The following is an 18,112-nucleotide window of genomic DNA, read 5'->3' as shown; positions in this document are numbered from 1 at the left end:
TGGAACACTGCCGACACGTTGATTCGGATGGATGGTCTTTGTGCCATGCCGCCCGCCGTGCTTTGGCCGGATGGCGGTTTGCGCCGATTGGGAGAACGGAATGGAGTGGCTTGCAGGCAGGATCATGCTGTTGTCGGGAGCCCGCCGGGCTCTGGTTGCCTTTGTTGCCGGACTGATCGCCGTTCTCGCCCTGCCGCCTTTCGGTATTTTCGCAGCACCGTTCCTGTCTTTTCCCATTCTCGTCTGGCTCATTGACGGTGCCTCGGGCAATCCCGATCATGGTCTGCTCCGGCGCCGGTTTCCCGCTTTCTTCATCGGCTGGTGTTTCGGCTTCGGCTATTTCCTCGGCGGCCTGTGGTGGCTCGGCAACGCGCTGCTTGTCGAAGCCGATGAATTTGCCTGGGCTTTGCCGCTGGCGGTGATCGGTGTCCCGGCGTTTCTCGCCCTGTTCTATGCCTTCGCGGCCGCGGTCGCCCGGATCCTCTGGTCGGACGGCATGGGGCGCATCGCAGCCCTTGCCTTCGCCTTCGGCCTGTTCGAGTGGCTGCGCAGCTTCATCCTCACCGGCTTCCCCTGGAATGCCATCGGTTATGCGGCCATGCCGGTTCCGTTGATGATGCAGTCGGCCGCCGTGATCGGTCTTGCCGGCGTCAACATGCTGGCGGTCTTTGTCTTTGCAGCACCGGCGCTTATCGGAACGCGCAAGGGCTTGCGGGCCGGGTTGAGCCTTGCCGTGCTGCTGGTTGCCGCCCATTTCGGCTATGGATTCTACCGGCTGGAACAGCCTCTGCCGCAGCCGGCCGATCCCGCCGTAACCGTCCGTCTCGTCCAGCCGCTGATCGATCAGTCCAAGAAGATCGATGACAGCGAGCGGATGGCGATCTTCGAAGAGCATCTCCAGTTGACGCAGGCGCTGCCGGCCGATGGTGGCAAAAGACCCGATATCGTCGTCTGGCCTGAAACCTCGGTGCCGTTCATCCTGACCGAAAACCCGGATGCGCTGTTGAGAATTTCCGACGTGCTGCAGGATGGCCAGATCCTCATCGCAGGCGCGGTACGGGCCGAGGACACCGGTGCTGGCCAGCCGCCACGCTACTATAATTCGATCTACGTGATTGACGATCGTGGTCAGATCGTCGGCGCTTCCGACAAGGTGCACCTTGTTCCCTTTGGAGAATATCTGCCGCTGGAAGGTCTTCTGAAGGCGGCGGGGCTGAATGCGATTGCCGCGGCCATGCCCGGAGGGTTCTCGTCGGCGGTGACACGCTCGCTGCTGACCTTGCCGGGTGGCAAGACGCTCTATCCGCTGATCTGCTACGAGGCGATTTTTCCGGGTGAGATCGGCAATGACGCGCTTGCGGCCAACGCCCTGCTCAATCTCACCAACGATGCGTGGTTCGGTAATACGCCGGGGCCCTACCAGCATTTTCAGCAGGCCCGGCTTCGTTCGGTGGAGACCGGTTTGCCGCTGATCCGCGATGCCAATACCGGCATATCGGCAATCGTCAACGGGCGCGGTGAAGTGGTGACCGGGTTTCCATTCGGCACAAGGGGCTTTGTGGACACAATTTTGCCGGGAAAAGTTGCTTTGCCTATGAGCCCTGGAGAGCAGGAAAGAAATGGAATGCTGCTTGCATGTTTTCTCTTTAGTCTGGCGTTGTTTTCCCGCGCTAGTTTTATTTTGAGAGAGAATTGACCAAAAACCCCTAAAATTGCATAGTGGCCTCCACCATCGATCCTTGCCCATGTCCGGAGGGTTTCCGCCCGGCTATACACAACGTAGCGTGTAGTCTGCTTTCGACAGGTGTCCAGGTTATGGAGCAATTGAAACTTCGCTTATTAGGAAACCGTTATGATAGAAAACAAGAAGAAGCCGAACCCGATCGACATTCATGTCGGTAGCCGGATTCGCCTTCGCCGCACCATGCTGGGCATGAGCCAGGAAAAGCTCGGTGAGAGCCTCGGCATCACCTTCCAGCAGATCCAGAAATATGAAAAGGGAACGAACCGGGTCGGTGCCAGCCGTCTTCAGAACATTTCAAGCATCTTGAATGTTCCGGTATCCTTCTTCTTCGAAGATGCACCGGGCGATCCGTCCACCGGAGCGTCGGGCACGGCAGAAGCCTCGAGCTCGAACTACGTGGTCGATTTCCTGTCGTCCTCGGAAGGCCTTCAGCTCAACCGCGCATTCGTCAAGATTGGCGATCCCAAGGTGCGCCGCAAGCTGGTGGACCTGGTCAAGGCTTTGGCAGCTGAGGCGGAAGCCGAGTAAAGGCCGACGCAAGGCGGAACTGAAAAAAAGCGGCCGGACAGTGCCGCTTTTTTTGTGCCCGGTTGCCGGATGTCGAGGGCGGGTTATCTGCCGTAAAGTGCGGCTTTACCGCATCGAAAGCCAGGAAAAACGTTCCCGTCTTGCGCATATAAAGATATATTTATGTCCTTGTGTGCTTGTTTTTTCGTGGCAAAATCACTAACACGTTTCAAGCAGTTTTTCTTTGAGGGGACTTCCCGCATGCGCGCTAACTACCTGTTTACGAGTGAATCCGTGGCAGAAGGTCATCCGGACAAAGTCTGTGACCGGATCTCGGATGAAATTGTCGATCTTGTGTACCGTGAAGCTGCCAAAACGGGCGTCGATCCCTGGGGGGTCCGCATCGCCTGCGAAACGCTGGCAACGACCAACCGGGTGGTGATTGCCGGTGAAGTCCGGGTGCCCGATACCCTCCTGAAGAAGGACAAGGAAGGCAACGTCCTGAAGGACGCAGCCGGCCATCCGCTGATCAATCCCGCCAAGTTCAAGGCCGCCGCCCGCAAGGCGATCCGTGAAATCGGCTATGAACAGGCCGGCTTCCACTGGAAGACGGCCAAGATCGACGTGCTCCTGCATCCGCAATCGGCCGATATCGCCCAGGGCGTCGACAACGCCGCCGACAGGCAGGGCGACGAAGGTGCCGGTGACCAGGGCATCATGTTCGGCTACGCCTGCCGCGAAACGGCGGAGCTGATGCCGGCGCCGATCTACTATTCGCACCGTATTCTCGATCTGCTGGCAACCGCCCGCAAGAAGGGCGTCGGCGAAGCCGGCCGTCTCGGCCCGGATGCCAAGAGCCAGGTCACCGTGCGCTACATCGACGGCAAGCCGGCCGAGGTGACCTCGATCGTGCTGTCGACCCAGCATCTGGACGAGAGCTGGGATTCGGCCAAGGTTCGCAGCGTCGTCGAACCCTATATCCGCGAAGCGCTGCACGACATCCACATCGCCAGCGATTGCAACTGGTACATCAATCCGACCGGCAAGTTCGTCATCGGTGGTCCGGACGGCGATGCAGGCCTCACCGGCCGCAAGATCATCGTCGATACCTATGGCGGCGCAGCGCCCCATGGCGGCGGCGCCTTCTCCGGCAAGGACACGACCAAGGTTGACCGTTCGGCCGCCTATGCCGCGCGCTACCTCGCCAAGAACGTCGTTGCGGCCAGCCTTGCGGACCGCTGCACGATCCAGATCGCCTATGCGATCGGCGTCGCACAGCCGCTGTCGATCTATGTCGACCTGCACGGCACAGGCAAGATCACCGAAGATCAGGTCGAAGCTGCGATCCGCAAGACGATGGACCTGTCCCCGTCGGGCATCCGCCGCCATCTCGACCTCAACAAGCCGATCTATGCCAAGACCTCCGCCTACGGCCATTTTGGCCGCAAGGCCGGCCGCGACGGGTCGTTCTCCTGGGAAAAGCTCGATCTCGTCAAGCCGCTCAAGGATGCCCTGAAGGAAGAAGCCCTCAAGGCAGCCTGATCCGCCCCTTTACGGATCGACTGATAAAACTGTAAAGCGGATGTTTCCTGACGGGAACATCCGCTTTTATCGTGAAAGACCACTGCCATGACCGACCAGCACCGCAACCGCTCGACCGAAGCCTTCTTCGGACGCCGCAAGGGCAAGCCTCTGCGGGCGCTGCAGGCAACGCATCTCGAAACGGTGCTGCCGCTGCTCCGGCTCGATCTGGCGTCGCCCGCACCCGCGGATGTGAAGACGCTGTTCAGGCATCCCGCCGACCGGGTGAGGCTGGAGATCGGCTTTGGCGGTGGCGAGCACCTGATCCACCGGGCTGTCGAGAACCCGGCAACCGGCTTCATCGGCGTCGAACCCTTTGTCAATTCGATGGCGAAACTGGTCGGTCATATCGAGGAGCGTGGCGCGGAAAATATTCGTCTGCACGATGACGATGCGACGCAGGTGCTGGACTGGCTGCCGGAAAATTCGATCGACCAGATCGATCTTCTCTATCCGGATCCCTGGCCGAAGCGGAAGCACTGGAAGCGCCGCTTCGTCTCAAACGTCAATCTCGACCGGTTCGCCCGTGTGCTGAAACCGGGCGGCACGTTCTGCTTCGCCTCGGATATCGATACCTACGTCAATTGGACGCTCGCGCATTGCCGCGATCACGCGGCATTCGAATGGACGGCGCAGAATGCCTCCGACTGGCTGACGCCCTATCCCGGCTGGCCGAGCACGCGCTACGAGGCCAAGGCGCGGCGGGAAGGGCGCAAATCCGCCTATCTGATGTTCCGGCGGGTCTGATCTCTCCGGGTCAACGGACCCGAAACAGACCATTCTCGTAAACGATAAGACCTTCACTGCCGTGGACGCGCAGATGGTGCGCGGCTTGCTTCCGGCATCGCTCGAACAGATTCATGCGCCGATTGCACCAGCGCCGACAACCGGCATGCGAGAATGCGGCCTCAATCGCTTCGGTCAAGCCGATGCCATGAACTGTTCTGAGTTCTTTTATGATCTGCGGCCAATCCGAATGCAGCCGGAACATCCGGTCGGCCGTCTCCCACTTGGATTCTGCCATGGGCCGCGACGCAGTATTTCAGTGCAGGCTGACGGTCTTCAGGTCGTCTTCGGCCGCCTTGAAGAAGGTGCTCGAACGGTTGTCGGTGAGAAGAATCGGCGTGCCGTCGGCGCCGAACAGGGCCCACAGGTCAAGACCGGGCTCCATATCGGGGGCTTCCGGGAAGACCCTCGACACTTCGTCCGAACGCATCTTGCGGATATAGCCAACTTCACCGGCGCCCAGGTGCGCCAGGTCGTTTTTCGACAGATGTGAGCTGACGTGTTTCAATCCCATGAGACGTACTCCGTGGCTTTGCGGATGTCCCGGCCATGAAGGCACAAGCGATCCGCAACTCATTGATTTACTGCAGGAAGTTTTAGGCTGTGGGGAAGCAGCCGAACGCTTGGTGCAGCCGGCAGACACTGCCGGTTATCCTACTCTGGGACCAAAATATTAATTTTCTTTACCATACGGACAGGTTCCGGACGGATGAGATCGACGGACAGCAGGCCGTTCTTCAATTCGGCCCTGGAAACCTGCATTCCGTCGGCCAGAACGAACATGCGCTGGAACTGGCGGGCCGCGATGCCGCGGTGCAGATAGTCGCGTTCGCCGGTTTCCGTCTGGCGTCCGCGGATGATCAGCTGGTTTTCCTCGGTCGTCACGTCGAGATCCTCGTCCGAGAAGCCGGCGACGGCCAATGTGATTCGCAGCCGTTCCGGCTCACCGGCCGGCTCATCGCCGCGGACACGTTCGATATTGTAGGGAGGGTAACCGTCATTGCCCTTGGCGATCCGCTCAAGGGTCTTTTCCATCGCATCGAAACCGAGCAGAAGCGGGCTCGTAAAGGGCGTAATCCGGGTCATATCGTAGTCCTTGGCTTTCAAGCGACTGTTCTTGCGGACCTGCGAGGCAGCATCCGCAGACTTCAATATGGTAGCTGTGTGTTGCGAGCGCAAGGCGCTTGCGCGGAGCCGGGAGGCAAATCATAGTCCGCCCGCTGATTTGAGAGGGAGACCCGCATGGCTGCGCCGAGAAAGATAATCATCGATACCGATCCGGGGCAGGATGACGCCGCCGCGATCATGCTGGCGCTCGGCAGCCCCGGCGAACTCGATGTGCTCGGCATTACGGCTGTGGCGGGCAATGTTCCGGTCGCCTTGACATCCCGCAATGTCCGGGTGATCTGCGAGCTGTGCAATCGCCGCGACGTCAAGGTGTTTGCCGGCGCCGACCGGCCGCTGGTCCGCCAGCTGGTGACGGCGGAACATGTGCACGGCAAGACCGGTCTCGATGGTCCGGTGGTCGAGGAGCCGACCATGCCGCTCCAGCCGCAATACGCCGTCGATTTCATCATCGAGACGCTGCTGTCGCACGAGCCCGGCACCGTCACGCTCTGCACGCTGGGGGCTTTGACCAATATTGCGCTGGCGCTGAACAAGGCGCCGGAGATCGCCCCGCGCGTCCGCGAGCTGGTGATGATGGGCGGCGGCTTTTTTGAAGGCGGCAACATCACGCCGGCGGCCGAATTCAACATCTATGTCGATCCGGATGCGGCCGATATCGTCTTCAAGTCCGGCATCCCGATCGTCATGATGCCGCTCGACGTCACCCACCGGGTGCTGACCTACAAGGTCCGTGTCGAAAAGATCAAGGCGATCGGCTCGCCGGCCGCCGTCGCCATGGCCGAGATGCTGGAATTCTTCGAGCGCTTCGATGTCGAGAAATACGGCACAGACGGCGGGCCGCTGCATGATCCGACGGTCATCGCCTACCTGCTGCGCCCGGATCTCTTCAAGGGCCGCGACTGCAATGTCGAAATCGAGACACAGTCGGAGCTGACGGTTGGCATGACCGTGGTCGACTGGTGGCAGGTCACCGGCCGCAAGCACAATGCCAGGGTCATGCGCGAGGTTGACGATCAGGGCTTCTTCGACCTTCTGACGGAACGTCTCGCGCGGCTGTGACCGGCCGCAGCGAACGCAAACAAAAAACGGCGCCGCAGGGGCGCCGTTCTCGTTTTTGATTTCTGCGGGCTCAGAATTCTTCCCAGTTATCCTCTGCCAGCGCCGTGTTGCCGGACACCTGCGGCGCCGCCTTTGGCAGGGGAGCGGCATAACGTAACGGCGCCGGTTTTGCCGGGGCGCTGTAGCTCGGTGCCGGTGCCTTGACGGGAGCCCGCATCCGCTCGGCCGTGCCGCGCAGCATATCGGCGGACGACTGGCCCTGGCGGGCGACGTGGAAGCGGGAGACCAATGTGCTCAGCGCACGTGCCTCTTCGTTCAGTGCCATGCTGGCAGCGGTGGTTTGTTCCACCATCGCCGCGTTCTGCTGCGTCACCTGGTCCATCTGGTTGACGGCGGTATTGATCTCCTTGAGGCCGACGGCCTGTTCGGAAGCGGAGCCGGAAATCTGGCGGATCAGGCCGTTGATCTGAACGACTTGGTCGGAGATCTTCTGCAGCGCGCCACCGGCGCGGCCGACGAGATCGACTCCGTCGCGCACTTGGCCGGCCGAGGTGTTGATCAGCGTCTTGATCTCCTTGGCGGCATTGGCCGAGCGCTGTGCCAGTTCGCGCACTTCCTGGGCCACGACCGCAAAGCCCTTGCCGGCATCGCCGGCGCGGGCCGCCTCGACGCCTGCGTTGAGCGCAAGCAGATTGGTCTGGAAGGCGATCTCGTCGATGACGCCGATGATGCGGCTGACTTCGCCGGACGACTGCTCGATGCCCTTCATCGCGGCAATCGCCTTCTGCACGACGTCGCCGGACTGTTCTGCGTCGCTGCTGGCGGTCTCGACGGACTTCGCCGCCACCTTGGCGTTGTCGGCACTGGCATTGACCTGCGCGGTCAGCTGATCGAGCGCTGCGGCCGTCTCTTCCAGGCTTGCCGCCTGCTGCTCGGTGCGGTGCGACAGGTCGTTGGCGGCATTGCTGATTTCGCTGGTGCCGGAGCCGATATTGACGACCGAGCCGTTCACCGTCTGGATCGTCTCTTCGAGGCTCTCCATGGCGGCGTTGAAATCGCTCTTCAGCTGCGCATATTCGCCGGGGAAATCTTCCGCGATGCGATAGGCAAGGTCGCCCGAAGAGAGCTGCGACAGCCCCTTGGCCAGTTTGGCGACGATGTCGCGCTGGATGGCGTTGGCTTCCGTGCGTTCGGCTTCGGACTGGTTGCGCTGCTCCTCGGACTGCCGCCGCTCGTGCTGCGCCTCGGCTTCCAGACGCTTGCTGTCGGCGAGCTGATGGCGGAAACCTTCCAGCGCCTTGGCAACGGAGCCGGTTTCGTCGGTGCGGTCCTGGCCGGAGACGGCATGGGTGTAGACGCCTTTGCTCAGGTTCTCCACATCGCTCACAAGGCCCGCGAGCGGCTTTTGCACAAAGCGGCGGACGGCGAGATAGAGGCCGAGCAGCACAGCGCCGAGCACGATCAGGCCACCGACGATCATCATATAGGTCTGGTCGGCAACCGGGGCGTTGATGGCGCTCTGCGGCACGTCGACCAGCACGATCCAGGTCGTGTTCACATCGGGCAGGGCAAAGGGATAGACCACCCGCTCGAAGGTTTCGCGGCCGTCATAGCTCAGATCGTGGATCATGCCGGGTTGCGCGGTGGACAGCGCAGCCTTGACGATATCGGCGCCGATGCCGTCATACTCTTTCATCAAGAGATCCGGGATCGGGGCGACAAGCCATTTCCCGGTCTGCGAAAGCAGCGTGACGCGGCCGGAGCCGAAGGGGTGAATGTCCTTGAGCTTGTTGGCAAGCGAGGTCAGCGAAACATCGACGCCGCCAACGCCGAGCAGCTTGCCGTTGGACATGATGGGGTAGGCGATCGACGACATCGAATTGTTGTCGCCTGTCGTGGTCTCGGTATAGGGCGGGGTCATCGCGCCCTTGCCGCTCTTGGCCGCCAGCGCATACCAGTCGGCCGCATAATCGGAATTGAAGGTCGAGAAGTCGATGCCGGTCTTGCCCTTCGTCCAGTAGGGGTTGAACGCGCCGTCCTTGCTGGCGCCGAACTCTTTCTGGCCGGCATAATCCTTGGCCTTGCCGTCGAAGGCATTCGGCTCCTCGGCAAACCAGCTGCCGAAGGCGAACGTATTCTTCTCGACATTGGCCTTCAGCAGATCGACGATGTCCTTGCGGTCGAGATAGCCGCCTTCATGACCGCGTCCGATGACGCCGGCCGTCGAGCGGGCAGCCCCCGCCAGTTCGGCGATGTTGCTGGCGATGTCGGAGGCGATCGCCTTGGCTTCGATGCGCGCCTGGTCCAGCACCAGTGTTTCGACACGATCCTGCGTTTGGGAAATCAGCACATAGTTGGAGGCAAGAAGGACGAGCGCGATGGTCCCGCCCGTGACTGCGATAAGTTTGGTCGCCAGCGATTTGGCCTGGAACTTGAACATGAGTGTCCCCGCATGGTGAGAGGTCCGCGGATTTTCAAAGCCACGGAATGACGCGATCTGTTGTTGGGAAATGCCCCCTCATGGAGCGCCAGATGCCGACCGGCATCGGGAGGTTGTCTTTGATCTGGAAAGACAGACCTTTGCAGCTGCTTGAATAGCGCGGGATTTGTTAAAATTAGGCCAACGGAAAAGGCGTAAATCCCGCCGTTTTCGAGGGATTTACGCCCGGATGCCGTGTTGGCGACGCCGCGCTGTTCTGATTGCGCAGCGGCCGATCCGTGGATCTTGGCTGATCAGATTTTTGCGTCGACCTCGACGGCTTGCGGAATGGCCGGTTGCGCACCCGGGTTCAGGCAGGCAAGCGAACCGGCAACGGCGGCACGGCGCAGGGCCGCGGCAAAATCGATGCCCGCGTCGAGACTGGCGGCAAGATAGCCGCAGAAGGTATCGCCGGCACCGACGGTATCGACCGGCTCGATCTTCAGCCCCTTGGCGCGATGGATATCGCCGTTTCGAACGGCCACCACGCCTTCGGCGCCGAGCGTGACGATGACGGTTTGCCCCGTTTCCCGCGACAGCTTTTGCATGGCCTCTTCGCGCTCCGCCGCCGACAGCCCCTCGCGCCCGGCCAGCAGTTCGAATTCCGTTTCGTTGGCAACGACAATATCGGCCATCCGCCCCAGGCGGGCAGCATCAGCCGTCAGCGGGGCGATGTTGATGATCGAGGTGATGCCGCTGCTCTTGGCCGCGGTGAGCGCCTTCTCGACGGAGGCGGGCGGTATCTCCAGCTGCAGCATCAGCGTATCGCCGGCAGCCATCTTTTCCACGGCGGACTGCGCATCATCTTCGCTGACGGCGCCGTTGGCGCTTGCCACGACGACGATGACATTCTCTCCATCGCCGCCAACCAGAATATGGGCGGTGCCGGTGGGTTCGCCGACAGTCTTCGTCAGCGACAGATCGGCGCCTGCCTGTTTCAGCAGGGCCAGCGCCCCATCGGCAAAGCTGTCCGATCCGACGGCGCCTGCCATGCGGACGGATGCGCCGGCCCGGCGCGCGGCCAGCGCCTGGTTGGCGCCCTTGCCGCCGGCTGCGGTCGAAAAGCTTGTTCCGGCAACGGTTTCGCCGGGCTTCGGCAGGCGTGCGGTGGTGGCGATCAGGTCCATATTGATGGAACCAAAAACTGTAATCATGTGGACGAGGTCTCCGGGCAGTCGATTTTTGCGGGACAGTGCCCGAGAGGGTCAGTCCTCGTCAACCACCCGCAGCTTCAATTGTCCCATGCGATTGTCGAAGGCTTTTGGCTCCGTCTTGGCATCCGGCAACGCGCCGGCGGTTTCAAGATCCAGCGCCTCGATCCTGGTGCCGCGCCGCTTGAGTTTTTCCGAGGAGACCAGGATGTCGTCGACATCCTTCTGCGTGGTGAGGAAATGGCCGTGCAGCTTGCGCACGCGGTCGTCGAGCCGGGTCAGGTCCTCCATCAGCCGGATCACCTCGCCCTGGATCAGATGCGCCTGCTCGCGCATCCGGGCATCGCGCAGGATCGCCTGGATCACCTGGATCGACAGCATCAGGAGAGACGGCGAGACGATGACGATGCGCGACCGGTGGGCCTTCTGGACGATGCCTTCGAAATGCTCGTGGATTTCGGCAAAGATCGATTCGGAGGGCACGAACAGGAAGGCCGTCTCCTGGGTCTCGCCGGGGATCAGGTATTTGCCCGAAATATCCCGGATATGCACCTCCATGTCGCGGCGGAACTGCTGCTGCGCCTGCCGGGCCGCGTCCGGATCGCCGGCGCTGCGAATGGCGTTCCAGCCTTCGAGCGGAAACTTGGCGTCGATCACCAGCACCGGCTGGCCGTTCGGCATGCGGACGGTGCAGTCCGGCCGCGATCCGTTCGAAAGCGTCGTCTGAAAGGCATAGGCCCCCATCGGCAGACCGTCGGCGATGATCGTTTCCATGCGCGACTGGCCGAAGGCGCCGCGCGTCTGCTTGTTGGAGAGGATGCTCTGCAGCCCCGCCATGTCTTTCGCCAGCGACTGGATATTGGTCTGCGCGGTGTCGATCACCGCCAGCCGTTCCTGCAGCCGCCGCAGGTTTTCATGCGTCGCCTTCGTCTGCTCGGTGATCGAGGTGCCGAGCCGGTGCGTCATGCCGTCGATCCGCTGGCTGATCGACTGGTTGAGCTCGGACTGGCGCGCGCCAAAAACGTCCGCCATCGCCGCGATGCGGCCCTGCATTTCGGTCTGGGCCGCCAGCAGTGCCGTCATGCGGCGCTCGGCTTCCTGTGCCGACTGCCGGTCCCGCCGCCGTCCGAGCACGGCCGGAATGCCCGCAAACAGCAGGATCGCGACCGTGATGAACAGGCACATTCCGAGCGTGACCGGATAGGCGCCGAGAATGAAGATGGGGCGATCGAGCGTGAGAATTGCTGGTTCCATCGGCGCAGCCTAAGCGGATTCGCGGTTTGTGGCCAGATCAAAACGGGAACATTGGTAAATCGAATGATACAAATGGCTGCATTGGCTGCAAAAATCTTGAAAACGAGAATTCCATCGGCGCGAAAGATCGGTTATGGGAGCCAGATGACCATCAAGCCGCTCATCATTCTTCCCGATCCCGTGCTGCGCCAGCTTTCCAAGCCGGTCGAGACGGTCGATGCCGATATCCGTCGTCTGGCGGACGATATGCTGGACACCATGTATGACGCGCCGGGCATCGGCCTGGCCGCCATCCAGATCGGCGTGCCGCGCCAGATGCTGGTGATCGACGTGTCGAAGGAGGGCGAAGACAAGCAGCCGCAGGTCTTCATCAACCCACAGATTCTCAGGTCGTCGGATGAGCGCTCGGTCTACGAAGAGGGCTGTCTGTCCATCCCGGACTATTACGCCGAGGTCGAACGCCCGGCGACGATCACCATCCAGTATGTCGACCGCGACGGCAAGCAGCAGACCGTGGAGGCCGATGGCCTGCTGGCAACCTGCCTGCAGCACGAGATCGATCACCTGAACGGCGTGCTGTTCATTGATCATATCTCCAAGCTCAAGCGCGAAATGGTGATCCGCAAATTCACCAAGGCCGCCAAGACCCGCGGTGCCAAGGCGATCTGACGCTTCCATTGAAAATCGGAGCCCCTGCGACTATGATATCACTGATATCATAGTGGAGGTTGCGTATGGGCGATCTGCTGATCAGAAATATTTCCGACGCCTTGAAGCGCGACATCGCAGCGGCGGCCGACCGCACCGGGCGCAGTCTTTCCGATGAAGCCAAGGAGCTTTTGCGCAAAGGGTTGATCGCCGAGAGTGATATCAAGCCTGTGGAAGAGCAGTCGGCTTATGATGTCTTGCGTGCTGTTTTTGGTGCCGGCGATGGTTCGGGCGACGATTTTGCCGCTATCTTGGACGAGGTGGAAGCGGAGCGGAAAAGAGACTTCGGCCGCCCACCGGTGGAATTTGGATGATTGTCCTCGATACGAACATCATTTCGGAACTCGTAAAATCATCCCCGGATCGAAATGTCAGAGCATGGTTTCGCCGTGAGGCTGAATCGAATCTGTATCTGAATTCCATTGTTGTGATGGAGCAATCGTTCGGAGCGGAGCGGTTTTATCTGCGCACGGGTTCGGACCGGTATATTCGGTCACTGGAAAATCTGTTGACCACCCAGTTTCGCGGCCGTGTTCTGGAGTTTACGGAATTGACACCTGTGCTGACCGGCCGCCTGCGTGCCAAGCGTGAAAGCGTTGGCCGTCCGATCTCCGTTCAGGACGCCATGATCGCCGCGATTTGCCTTTCCCACGATGCGACGCTGGCGACGCGCAACACAAAAGACTTCGAGGGGCTTGATTTGAAGCTCGTAAACCCGTTTGAAGAGGCCTGATTCAGAAACGGGAGTCCGCGCACCGTGCCGCTTCGCATCATTTTCATGGGAACACCCGAGTTTTCGGTTCCGACGCTGGCCGCATTGGCGCAGGCCGGGCATACGATCGCTGCGGTCTATACCCAGCCGCCGCGTCCGGGCGGACGCCGTGGTCTCGATCTGCAGAAGTCGCCGGTGCATCAGGCGGCCGAACTGCTCGGCATTCCGGTCCTGACCCCGGTCAATTTCAAGGATGCCGCCGATCGCCAGGTGTTTCGGGATTTCGACGCCGATGTCGCGGTGGTGGTGGCCTATGGTCTGTTGCTGCCGGAGGAGATCCTCAGCGGCACCCGGCTCGGCTGCTACAACGGCCACGCCTCGCTTTTGCCGCGCTGGCGGGGGGCGGCACCCATCCAGCGGGCGATCATGGCGGGCGATCATGAGACCGGCATGATGGTGATGAAGATGGACAAGGGGCTCGACACCGGCGATGTGGCGCTGACCAAGGTCGTCGCGATCGGCAGCGAGACGACGGCGGGCGAGCTGCATGACACGCTGATGCTGGCGGGTGCGGGCCTGATGAAGGACGCCATGGACAAGCTTGATGGTGGTGACCTGCCGTTGACGCCGCAGGCCGGGCACGGGGTGCTTTATGCGGCCAAGATCAGCAAGGCCGAGACGCGCATCGATTTTGGCAAGACCGCCACCGAGGTCCACAATCACATTCGCGGGCTTTCGCCGTTTCCCGGCGCCTGGTTCGAGCTGGAGATCGGCGGCAAGCCGGAGCGGATCAAGGTGCTGTCATCTGTGGTCGAAACCGCCGGCGGCGAAACGGGCACAGCCCTGTTCGACGATCTGACGATTGCCTGCGGCGATGGTTCGGTGCGGCTGACCCGGCTGCAGAAGGCGGGCGGCAAGGCGCTTAATGCCGAGGATTTCCGGCGCGGCACGCCCATTGCCGCCGGCACAAGGCTTGCCTGATGCCGCGGTTCCGCATGACGATCGAATATGACGGCTCCAACTATGTCGGCTGGCAGCGGCAGGACAACGGCCCCTCCGTGCAGGGCGCGGTCGAGAAGGCGATCCTGGCGCTGACCCGAGAGGTCGTGCTGATCCGGGGCGCGGGGCGCACCGATTCCGGCGTGCATGCCAGGGGGCAGGTGGCGCATGCGGATCTGTCCCGGGCCTGGAAGCCGGAGACGCTGCGCAATGCGCTGAACGCCTATCTCGGGCAGGCCGGCGAGCAGGTGTCGATCATCGAGACGGCTGAAGTGCCCGACGATTTCGACGCGCGGTTTTCGGCGCTGAGACGGCATTATCTCTATCGCATCATTTCGCGGCCTTCGCCTTTGGCGCTGGAGGCGAAGCGGGCGTGGTGGGTCTCGAAGAGGATCGACCACGAGGCGATGCACGTGGCGGCGCAGACGCTGGTCGGCTATCACGACTTCACCACCTTCCGCTCCACCCATTGCCAGGCAAACAGCCCATGGCGCACGCTCGACCGGCTCGATGTGACGCGGGACGGAGAGGTGATCGAAATCCGGGCCACGGCGCAGAGCTTCCTGCACAACCAGATCCGTTCCTTTGCCGGCACGCTGAAGATGGTGGGCGACGGCCGCTGGACGCCGGATGACGTGCGCGTGGCGCTGGAGGCGAGAGACCGCAAGGCCTGCGGTCCCGTTGCGCCGCCCGATGGGCTCTATTTCATGCAGGTCGATTACTGAGCGGCGGCGTAGACCGGCACCAGGCCGAACAGCTCCGGCACGACATCGCTCAGCATCAGCGGCAGCAGGATCAAGAGAGCCGATATCGCCGAGGCGAGCAGCAGCTGGCCGTTGGCAATGGTCTTCACCAGCCGGAAGATCGCCGTGAAATTGACGACCAGGAAAATGAAGGAGAGCAGCGAGGACAGCCCCTCGCTGCCGGGCAACACCAGCCGCAGCGCCAGCGGGAAGGCCATGGCATAGCTCATCGGCACGGAGAGCCAGTTTGTCGTGATGACAAGCGGCGCCAGCATTTCCTCATAGCCGAGCGGCTTGGCCAGAACGGCGATGAGGATCAGCGGCAGGACCCAAATCACCACATCGACAAGGAACAGCTTGAGGATGAAGAGGAGACCCGCCTCGGTGCCGCTCGGCATCTGTGCGAGGTAGAACAGCCGCCAGGCACCCCACCCGACGGCCATGGCCGGCAGGCACCACAGGAAGGCGGCAAAGGAGCGCCAGACCCCGGCGGCCGAAATGTCGAGCCAGCCGAAGCCGCTTCTGTCGCCGATGATCAGCAGCCACAGGCCCTTGATGTAGATACCGATTTCCTCAATCTGCGGCATGGCCAAACCAGCGGCTGATGAAGGTTTCATAGATTCCGGTCAGCGTTTCGAGATCGGCGACGGCGACCCGCTCGTCGACCATGTGCATGGTCTGGCCGACAAGGCCGAATTCGACCACCGGGCAATAATCCTTGATGAAGCGCGCATCCGATGTTCCGCCTGTCGTCGACAGCTTCGGCTCGCGGCCGGTGACGGCCTCGACGGCGCCCGACAGCGAGGCGATCAGGGCGTTGTTGCGGGTGAGGAACACGTGGCTCGGGCGCTCGCTCCAGGCGATGTCATATTTGACCGGCTGGCGCCCTGGACGCAGCACGCCATCGGCGGCAGCGCGGTCGAGCCTCGCGATGATCTCCGCCTTCAGGCTGTCGGCGTCCCAGGTGTCGTTGAAGCGGATGTTGAAGCTCGCGGTCGCCTTGGCCGGAATGACGTTGACCGCCTTGTTGCCGACATCGATCGTCGTCACTTCCAGATTGGACGGCTGGAAAGTGTCGGTGCCTGCGTCGAAGGGCGGATCCATCAGCGCCTGCGTCAGGGCGAGAATGCCGCGCACCGGGCTGTCGGCCAGATGCGGATAGGCGGCGTGGCCCTGCACGCCGTGCACGGTGATCGTGCCCGACAGCGAGCCGCGCCGGCCGATCTTGATCATGTCGCCGAGCTGGTCCGGATTGGTCGGCTCGCCGACGAGGCACGCGTCCCAGCGCTCGCCCTTTGCCGCTGCCCATTCCAGCAGCTTGGTGGTGCCGTTGATCGCGGGGCCTTCCTCGTCGCCGGTGATGAGGAACGAGATCGAGCCCTTGGGCGGGCCGTTGTTTTCGATATGGCGGGCGACGGCGGCGACAAAGCATGCAATGCCGCCCTTCATGTCGACGGCGCCGCGGCCGTACATCTGGCCATCGGCGATATCGGCCGAAAAGGGTCCGTGCGTCCAGGCGGCCTCGTCGCCGACCGGCACCACGTCGGTATGGCCGGCAAACATCAGATGCGGGCCGCCGGTGCCGAGCCGGGCATAGAGGTTTTCGATATCCGGCGTGCCGTCCTCGCGCGCCGTCACCCGGTCGACCGAAAAGCCGAGTGGCTTCAACATGGTTTCAAGCGCCGCCAAGGCGCCGCCTTCGGCGGGCGTCACGGAAGGGCAGCGGATCAGGGTGGAGAGATTGGCGACGGGATCGATAGCGGTCATCAAGGAATGCCTGTTGTTTTTCCGGCTTGGTTTAGCCGATCCATGCCGGGCTGTCACGGGGTTAGCCGGCCTTTGCGGAGGGCGCCGGAGACAGCACATCTTCACCCTCCTCTTGAGGGGGATGGTCGGAGCGAAGCTCCGGGGTGGGGTGATCTGCGGCATATGCAATTGCCTCTTGTGTTCGCGGTGGTCACCCCCACCCGCCGCGTTGCGGCGACCTCCCCCCTCGAGGGCGAGGTGGGAGATCCCTCAACGCCTTCAGCCACGCCCGGAAGATCCGCCGTGGTTTTGCCTGATGTTTACTTGGCCGGGGCGCTGGAAAGTGCCGATGACTAAGTAATTTATATGACGCCTTCCAGCGCCCCGTTCAGTGTTGGTCGACGGGCAACTCCGGTTTCTCTGCGGGGATGGCGGCACCTTTTTCCGGTACAGGGTGACGCTCGACGGTTGCCGGATTGCTCCGGCTGCCGCGGCGCCACGAAAGGAATCGCTGTTGCAATCCCTGTCGCCGCTCCTCATGTGTGCCTCACAGGCACGCCCCGCCCTGTTTCAGACGAGAGGGAAACCACTTTCTGCCAATCCACCGGATGAAGGCTTACGTCTGTCCCCCATCCGGCACCGGCCCCGCCTCACTGCCACGCCTGGCAGCGTATCCATTGGCGGAACGAGATCAGGATGACACAGGTTTCAAAGGCGGGGATTTGCGGGGAAGAATTTTTGTGTCGAAAGGACTTTCTTTTGCGCTCGGACTTGCCGGTTGTGGCATCTCAGCCAATGTGCGCCCTATTGACTTCGCGTGATGAAGCGAGCGTGTTCGTCTCTTGTCCTCGTCTGCATGCATCTGGCAAACGTGTCGGCAATCGACCCCAGGCGCCCGCAAGAGCGCACCGCATTGAGACGGAGTTCAAGATTGAGCGTAGCCTTCACCAAGGAAGAAAGTTCCGAAACGGCCGCGGAAATCCTGCTGCCCGACCGCCCGATTTCACCGCACCCGAACCGTGTGACACAAGCCGGATTGAAGGCTCTGGAATTGCAGCTCCAGCAGGCACGCGCGGCCTATGACGCAACGAACGCTATTGAAGATGTCAACGAACGCCGTCGGCAGGCGGCAGCCCCCTTGCGCGATACGCGCTATTTCGCGGCAAGAGTTCATACGGCCGAGCTTGTCCCGGACCCGGTTTCGACCGACCGTGTCGCCTTCGGCAGCACGGTGACCTTCAGCCGCAACGACGGGCGCGTGCAGACCTATCGCATCGTCGGAGAGGACGAGGCGGATCCCAAGGCCGGATCGATTTCCTTCGTCTCGCCGGTGGCACGGCTTCTGATGGGCAAGGCCGCCGGAGATGTCGTGGGCACGGACAGCCAGGAACTCGAGATCATCGCCATCGCATAGATGGCCATATGGCCACCATACGGATGCCTCGGGCATGCGATCGTTTTCCTGCGGGAGACGAGGGACTGCTCCTGCCGCCCGGCGGTCCATCTCTCCTTCCG

The 18,112-nt window shown here is 62.0% G+C and carries 19 protein-coding genes; 11 read left to right on the top strand and 8 right to left on the bottom strand.

Annotated features, from left to right (window positions below; translation table 11 throughout):
- Positions 1–100: 100 nt before the first annotated feature.
- From lnt to trmB, 4 genes are all read left to right on the top strand, one after another.
- A complete protein-coding gene (lnt, locus tag ADU59_RS03655; protein ID WP_068951766.1) occupies positions 101–1,696 on the top strand; it encodes an apolipoprotein N-acyltransferase in 1,596 nt (531 codons plus the stop codon).
- Positions 1,697–1,852: 156 nt separating this feature from the next.
- On the top strand, positions 1,853–2,272 hold the full coding sequence (locus ADU59_RS03650; RefSeq protein WP_068951764.1) for a helix-turn-helix domain-containing protein: 420 nt from the start codon (positions 1,853–1,855) through the stop codon (positions 2,270–2,272).
- Between the two features lie 240 nt (positions 2,273–2,512).
- Complete coding sequence (metK, locus tag ADU59_RS03645; RefSeq protein ID WP_068951761.1) at positions 2,513–3,793, top strand: methionine adenosyltransferase; 1,281 nt, start codon at positions 2,513–2,515, stop codon at positions 3,791–3,793.
- Positions 3,794–3,880: 87 nt separating this feature from the next.
- A complete protein-coding gene (trmB, locus tag ADU59_RS03640) occupies positions 3,881–4,579 on the top strand; it encodes a tRNA (guanosine(46)-N7)-methyltransferase TrmB (protein ID WP_068951759.1) in 699 nt (232 codons plus the stop codon).
- 10 nt (positions 4,580–4,589) lie between these two features.
- Here trmB and ADU59_RS03635 read toward each other — a convergent pair whose 3' ends face one another.
- The 3 genes from ADU59_RS03635 to ADU59_RS03625 form a co-directional block, all read right to left on the bottom strand.
- Complete coding sequence (locus tag ADU59_RS03635) at positions 4,590–4,856, bottom strand: hypothetical protein (protein ID WP_068951757.1); 267 nt, start codon at positions 4,854–4,856, stop codon at positions 4,590–4,592.
- An 18-nt stretch (positions 4,857–4,874) separates the two neighbouring features.
- A complete protein-coding gene (locus tag ADU59_RS03630) occupies positions 4,875–5,132 on the bottom strand; it encodes a BQ00720 family protein (RefSeq protein WP_068951755.1) in 258 nt (85 codons plus the stop codon).
- 140 nt (positions 5,133–5,272) lie between these two features.
- Positions 5,273–5,704: an Hsp20 family protein gene (locus ADU59_RS03625; protein ID WP_068952549.1), complete on the bottom strand. Its 432-nt coding sequence runs from the start codon at positions 5,702–5,704 to the stop codon at positions 5,273–5,275.
- Positions 5,705–5,860: 156 nt separating this feature from the next.
- Here ADU59_RS03625 and ADU59_RS03620 point away from each other — a divergent pair, with 156 nt between their 5' ends.
- Positions 5,861–6,805 carry a nucleoside hydrolase gene (locus tag ADU59_RS03620; protein WP_068951753.1) on the top strand — a complete coding sequence of 315 codons (945 nt, stop codon included), beginning with the start codon at positions 5,861–5,863 and terminating at the stop codon, positions 6,803–6,805.
- Positions 6,806–6,875: 70 nt separating this feature from the next.
- Here ADU59_RS03620 and ADU59_RS03615 read toward each other — a convergent pair whose 3' ends face one another.
- The 3 genes from ADU59_RS03615 to ADU59_RS03605 form a co-directional block, all read right to left on the bottom strand.
- Positions 6,876–9,245 (bottom strand): methyl-accepting chemotaxis protein, encoded by a 2,370-nt coding sequence (locus ADU59_RS03615; protein ID WP_068951751.1) that lies wholly within the window; start codon positions 9,243–9,245, stop codon positions 6,876–6,878.
- Positions 9,246–9,538: 293 nt separating this feature from the next.
- Positions 9,539–10,438, bottom strand: a complete 900-nt coding sequence (locus ADU59_RS03610; RefSeq protein ID WP_068951749.1) for a ribokinase — start codon at positions 10,436–10,438, stop codon at positions 9,539–9,541.
- A 51-nt stretch (positions 10,439–10,489) separates the two neighbouring features.
- Positions 10,490–11,689: a DNA recombination protein RmuC gene (locus tag ADU59_RS03605; protein WP_068951747.1), complete on the bottom strand. Its 1,200-nt coding sequence runs from the start codon at positions 11,687–11,689 to the stop codon at positions 10,490–10,492.
- Between the two features lie 144 nt (positions 11,690–11,833).
- Between ADU59_RS03605 and def the strand changes: the two genes are divergently transcribed.
- The 5 genes from def to truA all read left to right on the top strand — a co-directional run bounded on the left by def (position 11,834) and on the right by truA (position 14,833).
- Positions 11,834–12,358, top strand: coding sequence for a peptide deformylase (def, locus tag ADU59_RS03600; protein WP_068952547.1), 525 nt, complete (start codon positions 11,834–11,836; stop codon positions 12,356–12,358).
- Between the two features lie 65 nt (positions 12,359–12,423).
- Positions 12,424–12,711, top strand: coding sequence for a FitA-like ribbon-helix-helix domain-containing protein (locus ADU59_RS03595; RefSeq protein ID WP_068951745.1), 288 nt, complete (start codon positions 12,424–12,426; stop codon positions 12,709–12,711).
- The gene (locus tag ADU59_RS03590) at positions 12,708–13,130 is read left to right on the top strand and encodes a type II toxin-antitoxin system VapC family toxin (RefSeq protein WP_068951742.1); all 423 of its coding nucleotides are present in this window, start codon (positions 12,708–12,710) and stop codon (positions 13,128–13,130) included. Before ADU59_RS03595 ends, ADU59_RS03590 begins: the two co-directional genes overlap by 4 nt.
- A 24-nt stretch (positions 13,131–13,154) precedes the next feature.
- Positions 13,155–14,090, top strand: coding sequence for a methionyl-tRNA formyltransferase (fmt, locus tag ADU59_RS03585; RefSeq protein ID WP_068951740.1), 936 nt, complete (start codon positions 13,155–13,157; stop codon positions 14,088–14,090).
- The gene (gene truA, locus ADU59_RS03580) at positions 14,090–14,833 is read left to right on the top strand and encodes a tRNA pseudouridine(38-40) synthase TruA (RefSeq protein ID WP_068951738.1); all 744 of its coding nucleotides are present in this window, start codon (positions 14,090–14,092) and stop codon (positions 14,831–14,833) included. The genes fmt and truA overlap by 1 nt, the downstream gene beginning before the upstream one ends.
- On the opposite strand, the gene ADU59_RS03575 is transcribed toward truA, so the two are convergent.
- Together ADU59_RS03575 and dapE are read right to left on the bottom strand one after the other, a co-directional pair.
- On the bottom strand, positions 14,827–15,438 hold the full coding sequence (locus ADU59_RS03575) for a hypothetical protein (RefSeq protein WP_068951736.1): 612 nt from the start codon (positions 15,436–15,438) through the stop codon (positions 14,827–14,829). The genes truA and ADU59_RS03575 overlap by 7 nt on opposite strands.
- The gene (gene dapE, locus ADU59_RS03570) at positions 15,425–16,618 is read right to left on the bottom strand and encodes a succinyl-diaminopimelate desuccinylase (RefSeq protein WP_068951734.1); all 1,194 of its coding nucleotides are present in this window, start codon (positions 16,616–16,618) and stop codon (positions 15,425–15,427) included. Before dapE ends, ADU59_RS03575 begins: the two co-directional genes overlap by 14 nt.
- Positions 16,619–17,528: 910 nt before the next feature.
- Between dapE and greA the strand changes: the two genes are divergently transcribed.
- Positions 17,529–18,011, top strand: coding sequence for a transcription elongation factor GreA (greA, locus tag ADU59_RS03565; RefSeq protein WP_068951732.1), 483 nt, complete (start codon positions 17,529–17,531; stop codon positions 18,009–18,011).
- The last annotated feature ends 101 nt before the right edge of the window (positions 18,012–18,112 follow it).

This window comes from Pararhizobium polonicum (assembly GCF_001687365.1).
GTDB lineage: Bacteria > Pseudomonadota > Alphaproteobacteria > Rhizobiales > Rhizobiaceae > Pararhizobium > Pararhizobium polonicum.
The sequence above is the reverse complement of the archived record's forward strand: the minus strand, read 5'-3'. Positions and strand labels throughout refer to the sequence as shown.